Source organism: Streptomyces sp. NPDC040410, assembly GCF_055595715.1.
The window spans coordinates 25132-43632 of sequence record NZ_JBVIVK010000034.1 but is presented as its reverse complement, the minus strand read 5'-3'; the positions used below and the strand labels follow the sequence as shown (position 1 = coordinate 43632).

The following is an 18501-nucleotide window of genomic DNA, read 5'->3' as shown; positions in this document are numbered from 1 at the left end:
AGGACGTAAAACATGTCGAACGACGACAAGCTCAGGGATTACCTCAAGCGCGTGATGGTGGACCTGCGCCAGACCCGCAGGCAGCTGGGTGAGCTGGAGGCGAAGGACACCGAGCCCATCGCCATCGTCGGGATGGCCTGCCGCTACCCGGGCGGGGTCGGCTCGCCCGAGGACCTGTGGCAACTGGTCGCCTCGGGCGGCGACGGCGTGTCCGGGTTCCCCACCGACCGCGGCTGGGACCTGGACACGATCTACGACCCCGAGCGCGGGCGGACGGGCCGCACGTACGTGCGCGAGGGCGGCTTCCTCTACGACGCCGGCGAGTTCGACCCCCCGTTCTTCGGGATCTCCCCCCGCGAGGCCCTGGTCATGGACCCGCAGCAGCGGCTGCTCCTGCAGACCTCCTGGGAGGCCCTCGAACGCGCGGGCATCGACCCCGTCACCGCACGCGGCACCCGGGCCGGCGTGTTCGTCGGCACCAACGGCCAGGACCACGCCCACCTCCAGCGGCAGGGCGACAGCGACATCGAGGCCCACCTCGTCACCGCGAACACCGCCGCCGTGGTGTCCGGCCGCATCTCCTACGCCCTCGGCCTCGAAGGCCCGGCGGTCACCGTCGACACGGCCTGCTCGTCCTCGCTGGTGGCGCTCCACCTGGCCGCCCAGGCGCTGCGCCGCGGCGAGTGCTCGCTCGCCCTGGCCGGCGGCGTGACCGTGATGGCCACGCCGAACACGTTCATCGCGTTCAGTGCGCAGCGCGGCCTGTCGCCCGACGGCCGCTGCCGCGCGTTCTCCTCGACCGCCGACGGCACGGGCATGTCCGAAGGCGTCGGCGTGCTCCTGCTGGAGCGGTTGTCCGACGCCCGCCGACTCGGCCACGACGTGCTCGCCGTCATCCGCGGCAGCGCCGTCAACCAGGACGGCGCCTCCAACGGCCTCACGGCCCCGAACGGCCCGTCGCAAGAGCGCGTGATCCGGCAGGCGCTGGAGAACGCCCGCCTCACCGCCGCCCAGGTCGACGCGGTCGAGGCGCACGGCACGGCCACCACCCTCGGCGACCCGATCGAGGCGGAGGCGCTGCTCGCCACGTACGGCCAGGAGCACTCGGGCGACCGGCCGCTGTGGCTGGGGTCCATCAAGTCCAACATCGGTCACACGCAGGCCGCCGCCGGTGTCGCCGGTGTGATCAAGATGGTGATGGCCATCCGCAACGGCGTCCTGCCGCAGACGCTGCACGTTGACGAGCCGACCGCTCAGGTCGACTGGTCGGCGGGCGGCGTCAAGCTCCTGACCGAGGCCGTCGCGTGGCCCGAGTCGGACCACCCCCGCCGCGCCGCGGTCTCCTCCTTCGGCGTCAGCGGCACCAACGCGCACACGATCATCGAGCAGGCCCCGGCCCTCGACCGGGAGCCCGCCGCCGAGCCGGCCGGGGACCCGGCCGCCGGCGCGCTGCCGTGGGTGCTCTCGGCGAAGAGCGACGCGGCGCTGCGCGCGCAGGCGGAGCGCCTGCTCTCCTTCCTGGAGGACGGCCGGAGCGGCGGGAGCGGCCCCGGCCGCTCGCCGGCCGACATCGGCTTCTCCCTCGCCACGACGCGCACCGCCTGGGACCGCCGGGCGGCCGTCGTCGGCGAGAGCCTGGAGGAACTCACCGAAGGCGTAAGGGCACTGGCGTCCGGCGCCCCGTCCGCGGCCGTCGTCCAGAACGCGGCCCGCCTCGGCGACAAGACCGGGTTCCTGTTCTCCGGCCAGGGCTCGCAGCGGGCCGGCATGGGCCGCGAACTCTACGACGCCTTCCCGGCGTTCGCCGCGGCCTACGACGAGATCCGCGCCCACCTCGACGTCACGCTCGACGCGGACGCGGAGCAGCTCAACCAGACCGGTTGCACACAGCCGGCGTTGTTCGCCGTTGAGGTGGCGCTGTTCCGGCTGCTGGAGTCGTGGGGTGTCCGGCCGGATTGTGTGGCCGGTCATTCGGTGGGTGAGATCGCGGCTGCGCATGTGGCGGGTGTGTTGTCGCTTGAGGATGCGGCGAAGCTGGTGTCGGCGCGTGCCGCGTTGATGCAGGCGCTGCCCGCGGGTGGTGCGATGGTGGCGGTCCAGGCGGCCGAGGACGAGGTGCTGCCGCATCTGACCGGCGGCGTCGGTATCGCGGCGGTCAACGGCCCGTGGTCCGTGGTGGTCTCCGGAGCCGAGGATGCCGTGTTGGAGATCGCCGAGGTCTTCATCCAACAGGGCCGCAGGACCTCCCGGTTGAAGGTCAGTCACGCGTTCCATTCGCCGTTGATGGATCCGATGCTGGAGGAGTTCGCGGAGGTCGTTCGCGGTCTGACGTTCAGTGAGCCGCGGATCCCGGTGGTCTCGAACCTCACCGGCCGGCTGGCGGAGCCGTACACCCCCGAGTACTGGGTGCGGCACGTCCGCGAGGCGGTCCGTTTCGCCGATGGCGTGCGGACCCTGCACGAGCTGGGTGTGACCACGTTCGTGGAGATCGGTCCGGGCGGTGTCCTGAGCGGCATGGCGCAGGGCTGTGTGGACGAGGCGGTCACCGTCCCGCTGCTGCGCGGTGACCGCCCCGAGCGGCAGGCCGTCGTCACCGCGCTCGCCGAACTGCACGTCAGCGGCGCCGAAGTGGACTGGCAGGCCCTCTTCCCGGGCGCCCGGCGCGTCGAGTTGCCCACCTACGCCTTCCAGCAGCAGCGCTACTGGCTGGAGGCCCCCGAGGCCGAGACGGCCGCTGTGGACGCGTTCGACGCCGAGTTCTGGGCGAGCGTCGAGCGCCAGGACGCCCAGTCCCTCGCCGCCACGCTGGGGCTGAGCCCCGAGGAACTGGACGTCGTGGTCCCGAAGCTGTCCGCCTGGCGGCGCCAGCGGCGCGAGCAGTCCGTCGTGGACGGCTGGCGCTACCAGCTGGCCTGGCAGCCGCTGAACGGCCTGTCCGCCGGCGACCTCTCCGGCAGCACATGGCTGTTCGCCGCGCCCGAGGGCGACGAGTGGGCCGGGACGGTCCGCGCGGCCCTCGCCGGACGCGGCGCGCACCTGATCCCATTGACGGTCGGCGCCGACGCCGACCGCGCGTCCCTGGCCGGTGAGCTGACCCGGGCCGCAGCCGAAGCCGGATCGCCCGACGGCGTCCTGTCGCTGCTCGCGACCGGCGAGTCCGCTTCGCCCGAGCACCCCGCGCTCTCGCAGGGTCTCGCGCAGACCGTGGCCCTGGCCCAGGCGCTGGGCGACGCGGGCGTCGACGCGCCGCTGTGGTGCGCCACCCGCGGAGCCGCCGCCACCGGCCGCTCCGACGACGCACCGCTCAGCGCGGTGCAGAACCAGGTGTGGGGCCTCGGCCGCGCCCTGGCCCTGGAGCACGCCCGGCGCTGGGGCGGGCTGATCGACTTGCCCGCGGCCGTCGACGAGCGCGCCGCCGGCCGTATCGCCGCCGTACTGAGCCAGGGAGCCGGCGCTGCGGATGGCCAGGAGGACCAGGTCGCCGTCCGCGCCACCGGCGTGTTCACCGCCCGCCTCGTCCACGCCCGAAGCGGCGCCGGCCGGTCGTGGTCGCCACGCGGCACCGCCCTGATCACCGGTGGTACGGGTGCGCTGGGCGGGCACATCGCCCGCTGGCTCGCCGGTGCCGGTGCCGAACACCTGGTGCTCACCAGCCGCCGCGGCGCCGACGCGCCCGGCGCGACCGCGCTCAAGGCCGAACTGGAGGAGCTGGGAGCGCGCGTCACCCTCGCCGTGTGCGACGTCGCCGACCGCGACGCGCTGGCGGCGCTGCTCGCCGGGCACACCTTCACCTCCGTCTTCCACGCCGCGGGCGTGGAACAGTTCGCCCCCTTCGACGAGCTGACACCGGCCGACTTCACCCGCGCGGTGGCGGCGAAGGCCCGCGGTGCCGCACACCTGGACGACCTGCTCGGCGACCGCGAGCTGGACGCCTTCGTCCTCTTCTCGTCGATCGCCGGCGTCTGGGGCAGCGGCCTGCAGACCGCCTACGCGGCCGGCAACGCCTTCCTCGACGGGCTCGCCGCCCGGCGGAGGGCCCGGGGCCTGACCGCCACCGCGATCGCCTGGGGCCCCTGGGCCGACGGCGGCATGGTCACCGACGCCGACGAGGAGCACCTGCGCCGCCGCGGCGTCGTCACCCTGCCCGCCGCACTCGCCGTCACCGCGGTCCAGCGCGCCCTGGACTGCGACGACACCGCGGTCGTCGTGGCCGACATCGACTGGGAACGGTTCATCGGACCGTTCACCCTCGGCCGCCCGAGCGCCCTGCTGTCCGAGCTGCCCGAGGTACGCCGCGTGGGCACCGCCGCACCGGCCGACGCCGCCGCCGGCGCCGCGCCCCTGGCGGCCCGGCTCGCCGGACTGCCGGAGGCCGAGCGCACGGAGACCCTGATCGACCTGGTCCGCGCGCACGTCGCGGCCGTACTGGGCCACTCCTCGGCGGTGGAGGTCGAGCACGACCGGGCCTTCAAGGACCTCGGCTTCGACTCCCTGACCGCCGTCGAACTCCGCAACGCCGTGAACACGGCCACCGGCCTCGCGCTGCCCCCCACGCTGGTGTTCGACCACCCCAACAGCACGGCGCTCGCCCGCTTCCTGCAGAGCGAGCTGCTCGGATCGCGGGCCGCCGTGGAGCAGGAGCAGCACGCGGCCGCCGACGAGGAGCCCATCGCCATCGTGGCGATGAGCTGCCACCTGCCCGGCGGCGTCGACTCGCCCGAGGCCCTGTGGGACCTGGTGACATCCGGCGGCGACGCCATCTCCGACTTCCCGTCGGACCGCGGCTGGGACGTCGAGGCCCTCTACGATGCCGACCCCGATCGCCCCGGCAAGACGTACGCGCGCGACGGCGGATTCCTCTACGGTGCCACCGACTTCGACGCCGGCTTCTTCGGGATCTCGCCGCGGGAGGCCCTGGCGATGGACCCGCAGCAGCGCCTGATGCTGGAGACCTCGTGGGAGACCTTCGAGCGGGCCGGGATCGCCCCCGCGCAGCTGCGCGGCAGCCGGACCGGCGTCTTCGTCGGCATGGCCTACCAGGGCTACGGAGCCGATGTGCGCAGCACGCCGGAAGGCGTCGAGGGACACCGGCTCGTCGGCGGCGCGTCCAGCGTCGTCTCCGGGCGGGTGGCCTACACCTTCGGACTCGAAGGCCCCGCCGTCACGATCGACACGGCCTGCTCGTCGTCCCTGGTCGCCCTGCACCTGGCCATGCAGTCGCTGCGCAACGGCGAGTGCACGATGGCCCTGGCCGGCGGCGTCACCGTCATGGCCAGCCCGAGCGTCTTCGTGGAGTTCAGCCGCCAGCGCGGCCTGTCGCCCGACGGCCGCTGCCGGGCGTTCGGCGCCGGCGCTGACGGCACCGGCTGGGCGGAGGGCGTGGGCGTGGTGCTCGTGGAGCGCCTCTCCGACGCTGTGCGCAACGGCCACGAGGTCCTCGCGGTCGTAAGGGGCAGCGCCGTGAACCAGGACGGCGCGTCCAACGGTCTGACCGCGCCGAACGGTCCGGCGCAGCAGCGGGTGATCCGCCAGGCCCTGGCCTCGGCCGCGCTCGCTCCGGGCGACGTGGACGCCGTCGAGGCGCACGGCACGGGCACGACGCTGGGTGACCCGATCGAGGCACAGGCGCTGCTCGCCACGTACGGGCGGGAGCGGCCGGAGGACCGGCCGCTGTGGCTGGGCTCGCTGAAGTCCAACATCGGCCACACACAGGCCGCGGCAGGTGTGGCAGGTGTGATCAAGATGGTCATGGCGATGCGCCACGGCATCCTGCCCCGGACACTGCACGCGGACGAGCCGACGCCGCACGTGGACTGGTCGGCCGGTGACGTCCGGCTGCTGAACGAGGCCGTCGCATGGCCCGAGTCGGACCGCCCGCGCCGCGCCGCGATCTCGTCCTTCGGCGTCAGCGGCACCAACGCCCACACCATCATCGAGGAGGCCCCCGCCACGGCGGAGCTGCTCCCCACGCCCGACTCCGGCGCGCTCGTGCCGTGGGTGCTGTCGGGCAAGGGCGAGCCGGCGCTGCGCGCCCAGGCGGCCCGGCTGGCCGGCCACCTCGACGCGCACCACGGCTGGACGGCTTCCGACATCGGTCTCTCCCTGGCCTCCCGCGAGACGTTCGAAGACCGCGCGGTGGTCCTGGCACAGGGCTCGGACAGGCTCCGGCAAGCCCTCACCGCCCTCGCCGCCGGCGAACCGGCGGCGAACGTGACGCTGGGACGCGCCCGCTCCGAGGGCAAGGTCGGCTTTCTGTTCTCGGGTCAGGGTTCGCAGCGGATCGGTATGGGGCGTGAGTTGTACGCGGCGTTCCCCGTCTTCGCCGATGCGTACGACGAGGTGTGTGCGCGTCTGGACGCGCCGGTCGACGTCGACGCCGAGAGCCTGCACCGGACCGGGTGCACCCAGCCCGCGCTCTTCGCGGTCGAGGTGGCGCTGTTCCGGCTCCTCGAATCCTGGGGCGTGCGGCCGGATTGTGTGGCCGGTCATTCGGTGGGTGAGATCGCGGCTGCGCATGTGGCGGGTGTGTTGTCGCTTGAGGATGCGGCGAAGGTGGTGTCGGCGCGTGCCGCGTTGATGCAGGCGCTGCCCGCGGGTGGTGCGATGGTGGCGGTCCAGGCGGCCGAGGACGAGGTGCTGCCGCATCTGACCGGCGGCGTCGGCATCGCGGCGGTCAACGGCCCGGAGTCCGTGGTGGTCTCCGGAGCCGAGGATGCCGTGCTGGAGATCGCCGAGGTCTTCACCCAACAGGGCCGCAGGACCTCCCGGTTGAAGGTCAGTCACGCGTTCCACTCGCCGTTGATGGATCCGATGCTGGAGGAGTTCGCGGAGGTCGTCCGGGGTCTGGCCTTCAACGAGCCGCGGATCCCGGTGGTCTCGAACCTCACCGGCCGGCTGGCGGAGCCGTACACCCCCGAGTACTGGGTGCGGCACGTGCGCGAGGCGGTGCGCTTCGCCGACGGCATCCAGACCCTCGGCGGCCTTGGTGTGACCACGTTCGTGGAGGTCGGTCCCGGCGGTGTCCTGAGCGGCATGGCGCAGGGCTGTGTGGACGACATCGTCACCATCCCCGTACTCCGAGCCGACCGCCCCGAACGGCAGGCCGTCGTCACCGCGCTCGCCGAACTGCACGTGCACGGCGCCTCCCCGGACTGGCAGGCCCTCTTCCCCGGCGCTCACCGCGTCACCTTGCCCACCTACGCCTTCCAGCGCGAGCGCTTCTGGCTGGACGGGGACGAGGACCCGGCCGCCGCCGGCACCCCGGCCGACGCGGCGGACTCCGGCTTCTGGGACAGCGTGGAGCGCGAGGACGCGGAGTCCCTCGCCGCGACCCTGGGCGTCGGCGCGGACGCCTCGCTGAGCGCGCTCCTGCCCCGGCTGTCCGCGTGGCGCCGTCAGCGCCGCGAGCAGTCCGTGGTCGATGGCTGGCGCTACCGCGTCACGTGGAAGCCGCTCGGCGCGCTCCCTCAGCCCGGTGCGTCCGGGACCTGGCTGCTCGTCGTGGCCGGCGAGAGCGAGTGGGCCGACTCGGTCCGCACCGCGCTCGGCGAGCGCGGCCTGGAACTGGTGACGCTCGTCGCCGGGCCCGGCACCGACCGTGGGACGCTCGCCCGCGAGCTGGCCGGCGTCGGCCCGGTGACCGGCGTGCTGTCCCTGCTCGCCGAGGACGAGAGCGCCTCGGCCGGCCGCCCCGGCCTGTCGCACGGCCTCGCCGCGACCCTCTGCCTGGTGCAGGCGCTCGGCGACGCGGGCGTCGACGTCCCGCTGTGGTGCGCCACGCGCGGCGCGGTGGCCACCGGCCGCTCCGACCGCGTGAACCGCCCGCTGCAGTCGCAGGTGTGGGGCTTCGGCCGGGCGGCGGCGCTGGAATACCCGCAGCGCTGGGGTGGACTGCTCGACCTTCCCGATCTGCTGGACGCCCGCACCGCGGCCCGCGTGGCCGCCGTCCTCGGCCAGACGGCCGAGGACCAGGTGGCGGTCCGCGCCTCGGGCGTCTTCGGGCGCCGGCTCGTCCGGGCCGCCCGCGCCACCGGCTCCGCCCAGGGGTGGTCGCCGCGCGGCACGGTGCTGATCACCGGCGGTACGGGTGCGCTGGGCGGCCACGTCGCCCGCCGGCTGGCCGGTGCGGGTGCCGAGCGCCTGGTGCTCACCAGTCGCCGCGGGCCCGCGGCGCCCGGCGCCGCGGAGCTCGTCGCGGAGTTGGAGGAGCTCGGCGCGGCCGCGACCGTCGTGGCCTGTGACGCGGCCGACCGTGACGCCCTGCGCGCGCTGCTGGCCGAGCACCCCGTCAACGCCGTCGTCCACGCCGCCGGCGTCGGCGACCACGTCATGATCGAGGACTCCGACCCGGCCGCCTTCGCCGCCACGGTGGCGGCCAAGGCCGCGGGTGCCACGCACCTGGACGAACTGCTGGCCGGTCAGGAGCTCGACGCGTTCGTCATGTTCTCCTCGGGCGCCGGTATCTGGGGCGGCGCCGGCCAGGGCGCCTACTCTGCGGCCAACGCCTACCTGGACGCCCTCGCCGAGTACCGGCGGGCACTCGGGCGCACCGCGCTCGCCGTCTCCTGGGGCGGCTGGGCCGGGGGCGGCATGGCCGGCGTCGGCGACGGAGAGGAGATGCTGCGCCGCCGCGGCCTGCCCCCCATGCAGCCCGCCCTCGCGATCTCCGCGCTCCAGCAGGCGCTGGCCGACGGCGAGACCGCCCTCACCGTCGCGGACTTCGACTGGGAGCGGTTCATCGGCCCGTTCACCGTCACCCGCCCCAGCGCCCTGTTCTCCGACGTGCCCGAGGCGCGCCGCGCCCTGGAGGCGCCGGCCTCCGGCGGCGCGGAAGTCGGCGACGCGCTCACCGCGCAGCTGACCGGGCTGCCGGCGGGCGAGCAGGACCGCACGCTGGTGGACCTCGTCCGCACGCACGCGGCCGCCGTACTCGGCCACGACGGCGCCGCGGCGGTGGAGCCCGGCCGGGCCTTCAACGACCTCGGCTTCGACTCGCTCACCGCCGTCGAACTGCGCAACAAACTCATGGCCCACACCGGCCTGAAGCTGCCCACCACGCTGGTCTTCGACTACCCCGACGCCACGGCCCTGGCCCGGTTCCTGCGCGCCGGACTGCTCGGTTCGCGGGGCGCCGCGCAGCAGGAGCAGCGCGCGGCCGCCGTCGTCGACGAACCCATCGCGATCGTGGGCATGAGCTGCCGCCTCCCCGGCGGCGTCGGCTCGCCCGAGGACCTGTGGCGGCTCGTGGCGTCCGGCGGCGACGCGATCTCCGGCTTCCCCGAGGACCGCGGCTGGGACGTCGAGGACCTCTACGACCCCGACCCGGGCACCCCGGGCAGGACATACGCGCGCGACGGCGGCTTCCTCTACGACGCGGGCGACTTCGACGCCGCACTGTTCGGGATCTCGCCGCGCGAGGCGCTCGCGATGGACCCCCAGCAGCGCCTGCTGCTGGAGGCCTCGTGGGAGGCGTTCGAGCGGGCCGGCATCGACCCGGCCTCCCTGAAGGGCAGCCGCACCGGCGTGTTCGTCGGCATGTCCTACCAGGGCTACGGCGCGGGCCTCCCGCAGGTCCCGGAAGGCGTCGAGGGCCACCTGCTCACCGGCAGCGCCGCGAGCGTCGTCTCCGGGCGCGTGGCCTACTCGTTCGGCCTGGAGGGCCCGGCCGTCACCGTCGACACGGCGTGCTCGTCGTCGCTGGTCGCCCTGCACCTGGCCATCCAGTCGCTGCGCAACGGCGAGAGCACGATGGCCGTCGCGGGCGGTGTGAACGTCATGGCCGTACCGGCCGCGTTCGTGGAGTTCAGCCGCCAGCGCGGGCTGGCCCCTGACGGACGGTGCAAGGCGTTCGGCGCCGGCGCTGACGGCACCGGCTGGGCGGAAGGCGTGGGCGTGGTGCTCGTGGAGCGCCTCAGCGACGCCGTGCGCAACGGCCACGAGGTCCTCGCGGTCGTACGGGGCAGTGCGGTCAACCAGGACGGCGCGTCCAACGGTCTGACCGCGCCGAACGGCCCGGCGCAGCAGCGGGTCATCCGGCAGGCCCTGGCCTCCGCCGGGCTCACCGAGGCCGATGTCGACGCGGTGGAGGCGCACGGTACGGGCACCGCTCTGGGTGACCCGATCGAGGCGCAGGCGCTGCTCGCCACGTACGGCCGGGAGCGCCCGGAGGACCGGCCGCTGTGGCTGGGCTCGCTGAAGTCCAACATCGGTCACGCCCAGGCGGCGTCCGGCGTCGCCGGTGTGATCAAGATGGTGATGGCGATGCGCCACGGCGTCCTTCCGCGGACACTGCACGCTGATGAGCCGACGCCGCACGTGGACTGGTCGGCGGGCGCCGTGCGGCTGCTGACGGAGGCCGTCGGCTGGCCGGAGACGGACCGCCCGCGCCGCGCCGCGATCTCGTCCTTCGGCGTCAGCGGCACCAACGCCCACACGATCATCGAGCAGGCCCCGGTGGCCGAACCGGCCGCCGTCGTACCGGTCGAGGTCGCCACGGGGACCGTGCCGTGGGTACTGTCCGGCAAGTCCGAGGCCGCGCTGCGCGCCCAGGCCGAGCGCCTGCTGTCCCTCACCACCGACGGTGCCGAACCGTCCCTCACCGACGTCGGCCTCTCGCTGGCCACCACCCGGGCCGCCCTGGAGCACCGCGCCGCCGTGGTCGGTGCCGACCGCGGCCGGATCGCCGAGGGCCTGCGGGCCCTGGCCTCGGGGGCGCCCGCTCCGGGCGTCGTCCTCGGCCGTGCCGACGCCGGCCGGGTCGGGTTCCTGTTCTCCGGGCAGGGCTCGCAGCGCATCGGCATGGGGCGGCAACTGTACGAGGCGTTCCCGGTCTTCGCGGAGGCGTACGACGAGGTGTGTGCCCACCTCGACCGGCACCTCGACCGGCCACTGCGGGACGTGGCCTTCGGCGAGAACGGTCACGAGGACGGCGAGGAGCTGAACCGCACCGCCTTCACCCAGCCCGCGCTGTTCGCGCACGAGGTCGCCGTCCACCGCCTGCTGGAGTCGTGGGGCGTGCGGCCGGACTACCTGGCCGGGCACTCCGTGGGCGAGATCGCGGCCGCGCACGTGGCCGGGGCCGTGTCGCTGGAGGACGCGGCCGCACTGGTGACGGCTCGTGCCGCGCTCATGCAGGCCCTGCCCGCCGGCGGGGCGATGATCGCCGTCCAGGCCACCGAGGACGAGATGCTGCCGCACCTCACCGACGACGCCGACATCGCGGCGATCAACGGGCCGCAGTCCGTCGTGGTCTCCGGAGCCGAGCACGCCGTGGCCGCCGTCGCGGACTTCTTCGCCCGGGAGGGCCGCAAGATCTCCCGGCTCACCGTGAGCCACGCGTTCCACTCGCCGCTGATGGACACCGTGCTGGAGGACTTCGCCCGCGTCGTCGGCGGTCTGCGCTTCGAGACGCCCCGGACACCGGTCGTCTCGAACCTCACCGGTGAGCTCATCGACGCGTACACGGCGGACTACTGGGTCCGGCACGTCCGCGAGGCCGTGCGCTTCGCCGACGGCATCCGGACCCTGGGCGAGCTGGGCGTGACCACGTTCGTGGAGACCGGCCCCGGCGCGGTGCTGAGCGCCATGGCCCAGGGCTGCCTGGACGGCGCGGTCGCCGTTGCCTCCGCACGGTCCGGCAGCCCCGAGCCCGAGGCGATCACCGGCGCCGTCGCGCAGCTCCACGTGCACGGCGTCCCCGTCGACTGGCAGGCGTTCTTCGCCGGCCGCGGCGCCCGGCGCGCCGACCTGCCCACCTACGCCTTCCAGCACCAGCGGTACTGGCTGGAGACCACCGCGCCCACGGCCGCCGCCGTCGCGGGGACCGACACCGTGGAGGCCGGGTTCTGGGAGACGGTGGAGCGCGAGGACGCCCAGTCCCTCGCCGCCACCCTCGACCTGCCCGCCGAGCAGCTGGACGCGGTGCTGCCCCGGCTGTCCGCGTGGCGCCGGCAGCAGCGCCGGGAGTCCGCCGTGGAAGGCTGGTCCTACCGCACGGGCTGGCAGCCGCTCAGCGGCCTCCGGGCGCACGAACTGCCGGGCGACTGGCTGTTCCTGGTCACGGAGGACACCTCGGCCGTCGAGTGGACCGCCGCCGTCGCCGACGGCCTCGCCGCCCGCGGGGCCCGGCTGGTCCGGGTGGCGGTCGACCCCGCCGCGGACCGCGGCGCACTGTTGCGGCAGCTCGGCGACGCCGTCCGGGAGACCCCGGTCGACGGTGTGATCTCCCTGCTCGGCACCGACGAGCGGCCCCACGCCGGACACCCGGCCCTCTCCATCGGCACCGCGCTGTCCCTCGCGCTCGTCCAGGCCCTGGGCGACGCGGGCATCGACGCCCCGCTGTGGGCACTGACCAGGTCCGCCATGTCCACCGGCCGGGCGGACGCGGTGCCGAGCGCCGCCCAGAACGCCGTCTGGGGTCTCGGCCGGGTCGCCGCGCTGGAGCACGCGCCGCGCTGGGGCGGTCTGATCGACCTCCCGGACACGGTCGACGACCGGGTCGCCGGCCGCCTCGCCGCGGTCCTCGGCCAGTCGGCCGAGGACCAGGTCGCGATCCGCGCCCGCGGCGTGTTCGGCCGCAGGCTGTCCCACACCGCCGCCCGCCGGAACACGCGGGCCGGGCAGCGGTGGTCGCCGCGCGGCACGGTGCTGATCACCGGTGGTACGGGTGCGCTCGGCGGGCACGTCGCCCGCTGGCTCGCCGGTGCCGGTGCCGAACACCTGGTGCTCACCAGCCGCCGCGGCCTCGACGCGCCGGGTGCGTCGGGTCTCGTCGCAGAGCTGCAGGCGACGGGGGTCCGTGTCACCCTCGCCGCGTGCGACGTCGCCGACCGTGAGGCGCTCGCCGCGCTGCTCGCCGAGCACTCCGTGAACGCCGTCGTCCACACGGCGGGCGTGGACCACATGGAGCCACTGGAGGCCATGACGCCGGGCGCCTTCGCCGACGTGCTGTCCGCCAAGGCAGCCGGCGCCCTGCACCTCGACGCGCTCCTCGCCGGCCGGGAAATCGACGCCTTCGTCCTCTTCTCGTCCATCGCCGGCGTGTGGGGCAGCGGCTACCAGGCCGCCTACGCGGCGGCCAACGCCCTGCTCGACGGACTCGCCGAACGCCGCCGGGCCCAAGGCCTGCCGGCGACCGCCGTGGCCTGGGGCCCGTGGGCCGGCGGCGGCATGGCCGAGGCCGACGGCGCGGACGAACGACTGCGCCGCCGCGGGCTGATCCCGATGCCCGCCGAGCTCGCCGTGGCCGGCCTCCGGCAGGCGCTGGACTCCGGCGAGGCGACCGCCACGGTGGCCGACGTCGACTGGGAGCGGTTCCTGCCCCCGTTCACCGTGGGCCGCCCGAGCGCCCTGCTCGGCGACCTCCCGGAGGCCGACCTGATCCCCACCGCGGGCAGCACCGGCGGCGGGCCCGGCACGGCCGCCGCCTCGCCCCTGGCCGACCGCCTCACCAGGATGCGCGAGACCGAGCAGCACGCGCTGCTGGTCGACCTCGTCCGCGCACACGCGGCGGCCGTCCTCGGCCACGACGGCGCCGGCGAGGTCGAGGCCGACCGGGCCTTCAAGGACCTGGGCTTCGACTCCCTGACCGCGGTCGAACTGCGCAACAAGCTCAACGCCGAGACCGGCCTCGCACTGCCCCCCACGCTGGTCTTCGACCACCCCAACGCCCTGGCCCTCGCCCGGCAGCTGCGCACCGAGCTCACCGGCCTCACCATCGCGGCCGCACCCGAAGCGGCCGCCGCGCCCGCCGAGGACGACGACCCCATCGCGGTCGTCGGCATGGCGTGCCGCTACCCGGGCGGGGTGCGCTCGCCCGAGGACCTGTGGCAGCTGGTGGTCTCCGGCGGCGACGCCGTGGGCGACTTCCCGGCGGACCGCGGCTGGGACGTGGAGGGCATCTACGACCCGGACCCGGACGCGTCCGGCAAGACGTACACCCGCCGCGGTGGATTCCTGTACGAGGCGGGGGAGTTCGACCCGGGGTTCTTCGGGATCAGCCCGCGTGAGGCCGTGGCGATGGATCCGCAGCAGCGCCTGCTGCTGGAGACCACGTGGGAGACCTTCGAGCGGGCCGGCATCGACGCGGATTCGGTGCGCGGCAGCCGTACCGGAGTCTTCGTCGGCTCCGGCTACCAGGACTACGCCGCCCAGGCCTTCCACGCGATCGACGATTCCGAGGGCTTCTTCGGCACGGGCAACTCGGCGAGCATCATGTCCGGCCGTATCGCCTACACCCTCGGCCTGGAAGGACCGGCCGTCACGGTCGACACGGCGTGCTCGTCGTCGCTCGTGGCCCTGCACTGGGCGGTCCAGGCCCTCCGTAACGGCGAGTGCTCCATGGCGCTGGCCGGCGGCGTGATGGTCATGTCCACCCCGCGTGCCTTCGTGGAGTTCAGCCGCCAGCGCGGGCTGGCCGCCGACGGCCGGTGCAAGGCGTTCGGCGCCGCCGCCGACGGCACCGGCTGGGCCGAGGGCGTCGGCATGCTCCTGGTGGAGCGGCTGTCCGACGCCCGCCGCAACGGGCACCGGGTGCTGGCCGTGGTGCGGGGCAGCGCCGTGAACCAGGACGGCGCGTCCAACGGCCTGACCGCGCCCAACGGCCCCGCGCAGCAGCGGGTCATCCGGCAGGCACTCACCTCCGCGGGCCTCACCGCCGCCGACATCGACGCGGTGGAGGCGCACGGTACGGGGACGAAGCTGGGTGACCCGATCGAGGCGCAGGCGCTCCTCGCCACGTACGGCCGGGAGCGGCCCGACGGACAGCCGCTGTGGCTGGGCTCGCTGAAGTCCAACATCGGCCACACGCAGGCCGCCGCGGGTGTCGCCGGTGTCATCAAGATGGTCATGGCCATGCGCCACGGCGTGCTCCCGCGGACCCTGCACGTCGACGAACCCACACCGCACGTGGACTGGTCGGCCGGAGACGTCCGGCTGCTGACCGAGGCCGTCGACTGGCCCGAGACGGACCGCCCGCGCCGTGCAGCCGTGTCGTCCTTCGGCGTCAGCGGCACCAACGCCCACACCATCATCGAACAGGCCCCGCAGGCCCCGGCCGAGGAGGCCACCGCCGCCCCGGCGCCGACGCTCCTGCCGTGGGTGCTCTCCGCCAAGAGCAGCGCTGCGCTGCGCGACCAGGCACGACGGCTGCTGGCCTTCGTGGAGGACGGCACGTCACCGGCCGATGTCGGCTTTTCGCTGGCCACCACCCGGAGCGCCCTGCGCCACAGAGCGGCCGTCATCGGCGAGAGCTGTGACGACTTCCGCCGCGGACTGGACTGCCTGGCCGCCGGAATGCCGTCGCCCGGCGTCGTCCAGGGCCGGCCGGGAGGCAAGGTCGGCTTTCTGTTCTCGGGTCAGGGTTCGCAGCGGATCGGTATGGGGCGTGAGTTGTACGCGGCGTTCCCCGTCTTCGCCGATGCGTACGACGAGGTGTGTGCGCGTCTGGACGCGCCGGTCGACGTCGACGCCGAGAGCCTGCACCGGACCGGGTGCACCCAGCCCGCGCTCTTCGCGGTCGAGGTGGCGCTGTTCCGGCTCCTCGAATCCTGGGGCGTGCGGCCGGATTGTGTGGCCGGTCATTCGGTGGGTGAGATCGCGGCTGCGCATGTGGCGGGTGTGTTGTCGCTGGACGACGCGGTGAAGCTGGTGTCGGCGCGTGCCGTGTTGATGCAGGCGCTGCCCGCGGGTGGTGCGATGGTGGCGGTCCAGGCGGCCGAGGACGAGGTGCTGCCGCATCTGACCGGCGGCGTCGGCATCGCGGCGGTCAACGGCCCGGAGTCCGTGGTGGTCTCCGGAGCCGAGGATGCCGTGCTGGAGATCGCCGAGGTCTTCACCCAACAGGGCCGCAGGACCTCCCGGTTGAAGGTCAGTCACGCGTTCCACTCGCCGTTGATGGATCCGATGCTGGAGGAGTTCGCGGAGGTCGTCCGGGGTCTGGCCTTCAACGAGCCGCGGATCCCGGTGGTCTCGAACCTCACCGGCCGGCTGGCGGAGCCGTACACCGCCGGGTACTGGGTGCGGCACGTGCGCGAGGCGGTGCGCTTCGCCGACGGCATCGAGACCCTCGGCGGCCTTGGTGTGACCACGTTCGTGGAGGTCGGTCCCGGCGGTGTCCTGAGCGGCATGGCGCAGGGCTGTGTGGACGACATCGTCACCATCCCCGTACTCCGAGCCGACCGCCCCGAACGGCAGGCACTCGTGACGGCCCTGGCCCATCTGCACACGCGCGGCGTGTCCGTGGACTGGAACTCGTTCTTCGCCGGTGCGCGGAAGACCGACCTGCCGACCTACGCCTTCCAGCACGAGCGGTACTGGGTCGACGCCCCGGAAACCGCCGCCGCCGCCGCGGCGGCGGACCCGGTGGACGCGGAGTTCTGGGAGACAGTGGAGCGCGAGGACCTGCGGGCCCTCGCCGAGACCCTCGACATCGGGGCAGGAGACGCGTTCAGCGACGTGCTGCCGAGGCTGTCGTCGTGGCGGCGGCAGCGCAAGGAGCAGTCCACCGTGGACGGCTGGCGCTACGCCGTCACCTGGAAAGCGATACCCGATCCCTCCCCGGAGGGCCCTGCCCGGATCGGTGTATGGCTGGTTCCGGTCAGCGCCGCGCAACTCGGCGACGACTGGGTCACCGCCTGCCTCCGCGGGCTGACCGAGCGGGGCCTGGCCCCGCTGCCGGTCCCGGTCGAGCCGGCCACCGGCCGTGAGGACCTGACCGCGCAGCTCGCCCGGGCGGCCGGTGACGAGACCGTGGCGGGCGTCCTGTCGCTGCTCGCCGTCGACGGCGAGGCCGCCCCGGCGGCCGCCGCACTGACCGCCGGCGTCGCGCTGTCCGTCCTGCTCGTCCAGGCCCTGGGCGACGCGGGCATCGGCGCCCCCCTATGGTGCGCGACCCGGAATGCGGTGGGCGTGAGCCCCGCCGACGAGGTGACGGACCCGTACCAGTCCCAGGTCTGGGGTCTGGGCCGGGTGGCGGCGCTGGAGCACGCGCCGCGCTGGGGCGGTCTCGTCGACCTTCCCGGCACGGTCGACGACCGAGTCGTCGGCCGACTCGCCACGGTGCTCGGCCAGTCGGCCGAGGACCAGGTCGCGATCCGCGACCGCGGGGTATTCGTGCGGCGCCTGTCGCGTCTGCCCGCAGCCCGGAGCGACCGTTCGTGGTCGCCGCGCGGGACCGTCCTGATCACCGGTGGTACGGGTGCGCTGGGCGGGCACGTGGCCCGCTGGCTCGCCGGTGGGGGTGCGGAGCACCTGGTGCTCACCAGCCGCCGCGGTCTCGACGCCCCCGACGCCGCCGGCCTCAAGGCCGAGCTGGAGGAGGCGGGCGTGCGCGTGACCGTCGCCGCCTGTGACGTGGCCGACCGCGAGGCGCTGGCCGCGCTGCTCGCCGAGCACCCGGTGGACGCCGTCGTCCACACGGCGGGCACCGCCGAGGCGGGCATGCTCGCCGAGACGAGCCTCGGCGACTTCGCGGCGACGGTCGCCGCGAAGGCCGTCGGGGCCGTGCACCTTGACGAACTGCTCGGCGATCAGGAGCTGGACGCCTTCGTCCTCTTCTCCTCCGTCTCCGGCGTGTGGGGAGGCGGCGGGCAGGCCGCGTACTCGGCCGCGAACGCCTTCCTCGACGGCCTGGCGCAGCACCGGCGGGCCCGGGGCCTCGCCGCGACCGCCATCGCCTGGGGCCCGTGGGGCGAGGGCGGCATGGTCGCCGACGCCGGGGACGAGGAGCGGCTGCGGCAGCGCGGTCTGACCGTGCTGCGGCCGGACCGGGCGATCTCCGCCCTGCACGACGCACTGAGCGGCGGGGACGGCACGGTCACGGTGGCCGACGTGGACTGGGAGCGGTTCGTCGTCCCGTTCACCGTCAGCAGGCCGAGCGCGCTGCTGAGCGACCTGCCCGAGGTCGGGGACGTCCTCGCGGAGGAGCCCGCCGAGCAGGCCGCGGAGCCGTCCGCGCTCAACGCGAAGCTGTCCACGCTGTCCGAAGACGAACAGCAACGCCTGCTCGTGGACACGGTGTGCGCGCACGCGGCGGCCGTACTCGGCCACAGCGGCTCCGCGGCGGTGCAACCGGACCTGGCGTTCCGGGACCTCGGCTTCGACTCCCTGACCGCGGTGGAGCTGCGCAACCTGCTCACTGCCGACACCGGCCTGACCCTGCCCGCGACGCTGGTCTTCGACCACCCGACGCCCGAGGCGATCGCCCGCCACCTGCGGAGCGAACTGGCCGGCGAGACGGGCCCGGAGGAGGTGTCGGTCTTCGGCGAGCTCGACCGGCTGGAGTCGCTGATTTCGACGGCCGCCTCGGCCGAGGAGACGGTCCGGTCGGGGGTGCGGAGGCGGCTGCAGGAACTGCTGTCCCTGGTGAACTCCGCCGGAGAGCAAGGCGCGGAATCCGCCGATGCGCAGCGACAGCTCCAGGACGCGACGATCGACGACATCTTCGATCTGATCGATCAAGATCTAGAAAATTCCTAGTTCTTGGCGCTCTACCTTTGACGACAG

Annotated in this window: 1 protein-coding gene; it reads left to right on the top strand. The window is 74.4% G+C overall.

Translation table 11 applies throughout. The features are described from left to right. Positions 1 to 12: 12 nt before the first annotated feature. On the top strand, positions 13 to 18474 hold the full coding sequence (locus ACZ562_RS36125; protein ID WP_471188417.1) for a type I polyketide synthase: 18462 nt from the start codon (positions 13 to 15) through the stop codon (positions 18472 to 18474). Positions 18475 to 18501 lie beyond the last annotated feature (27 nt).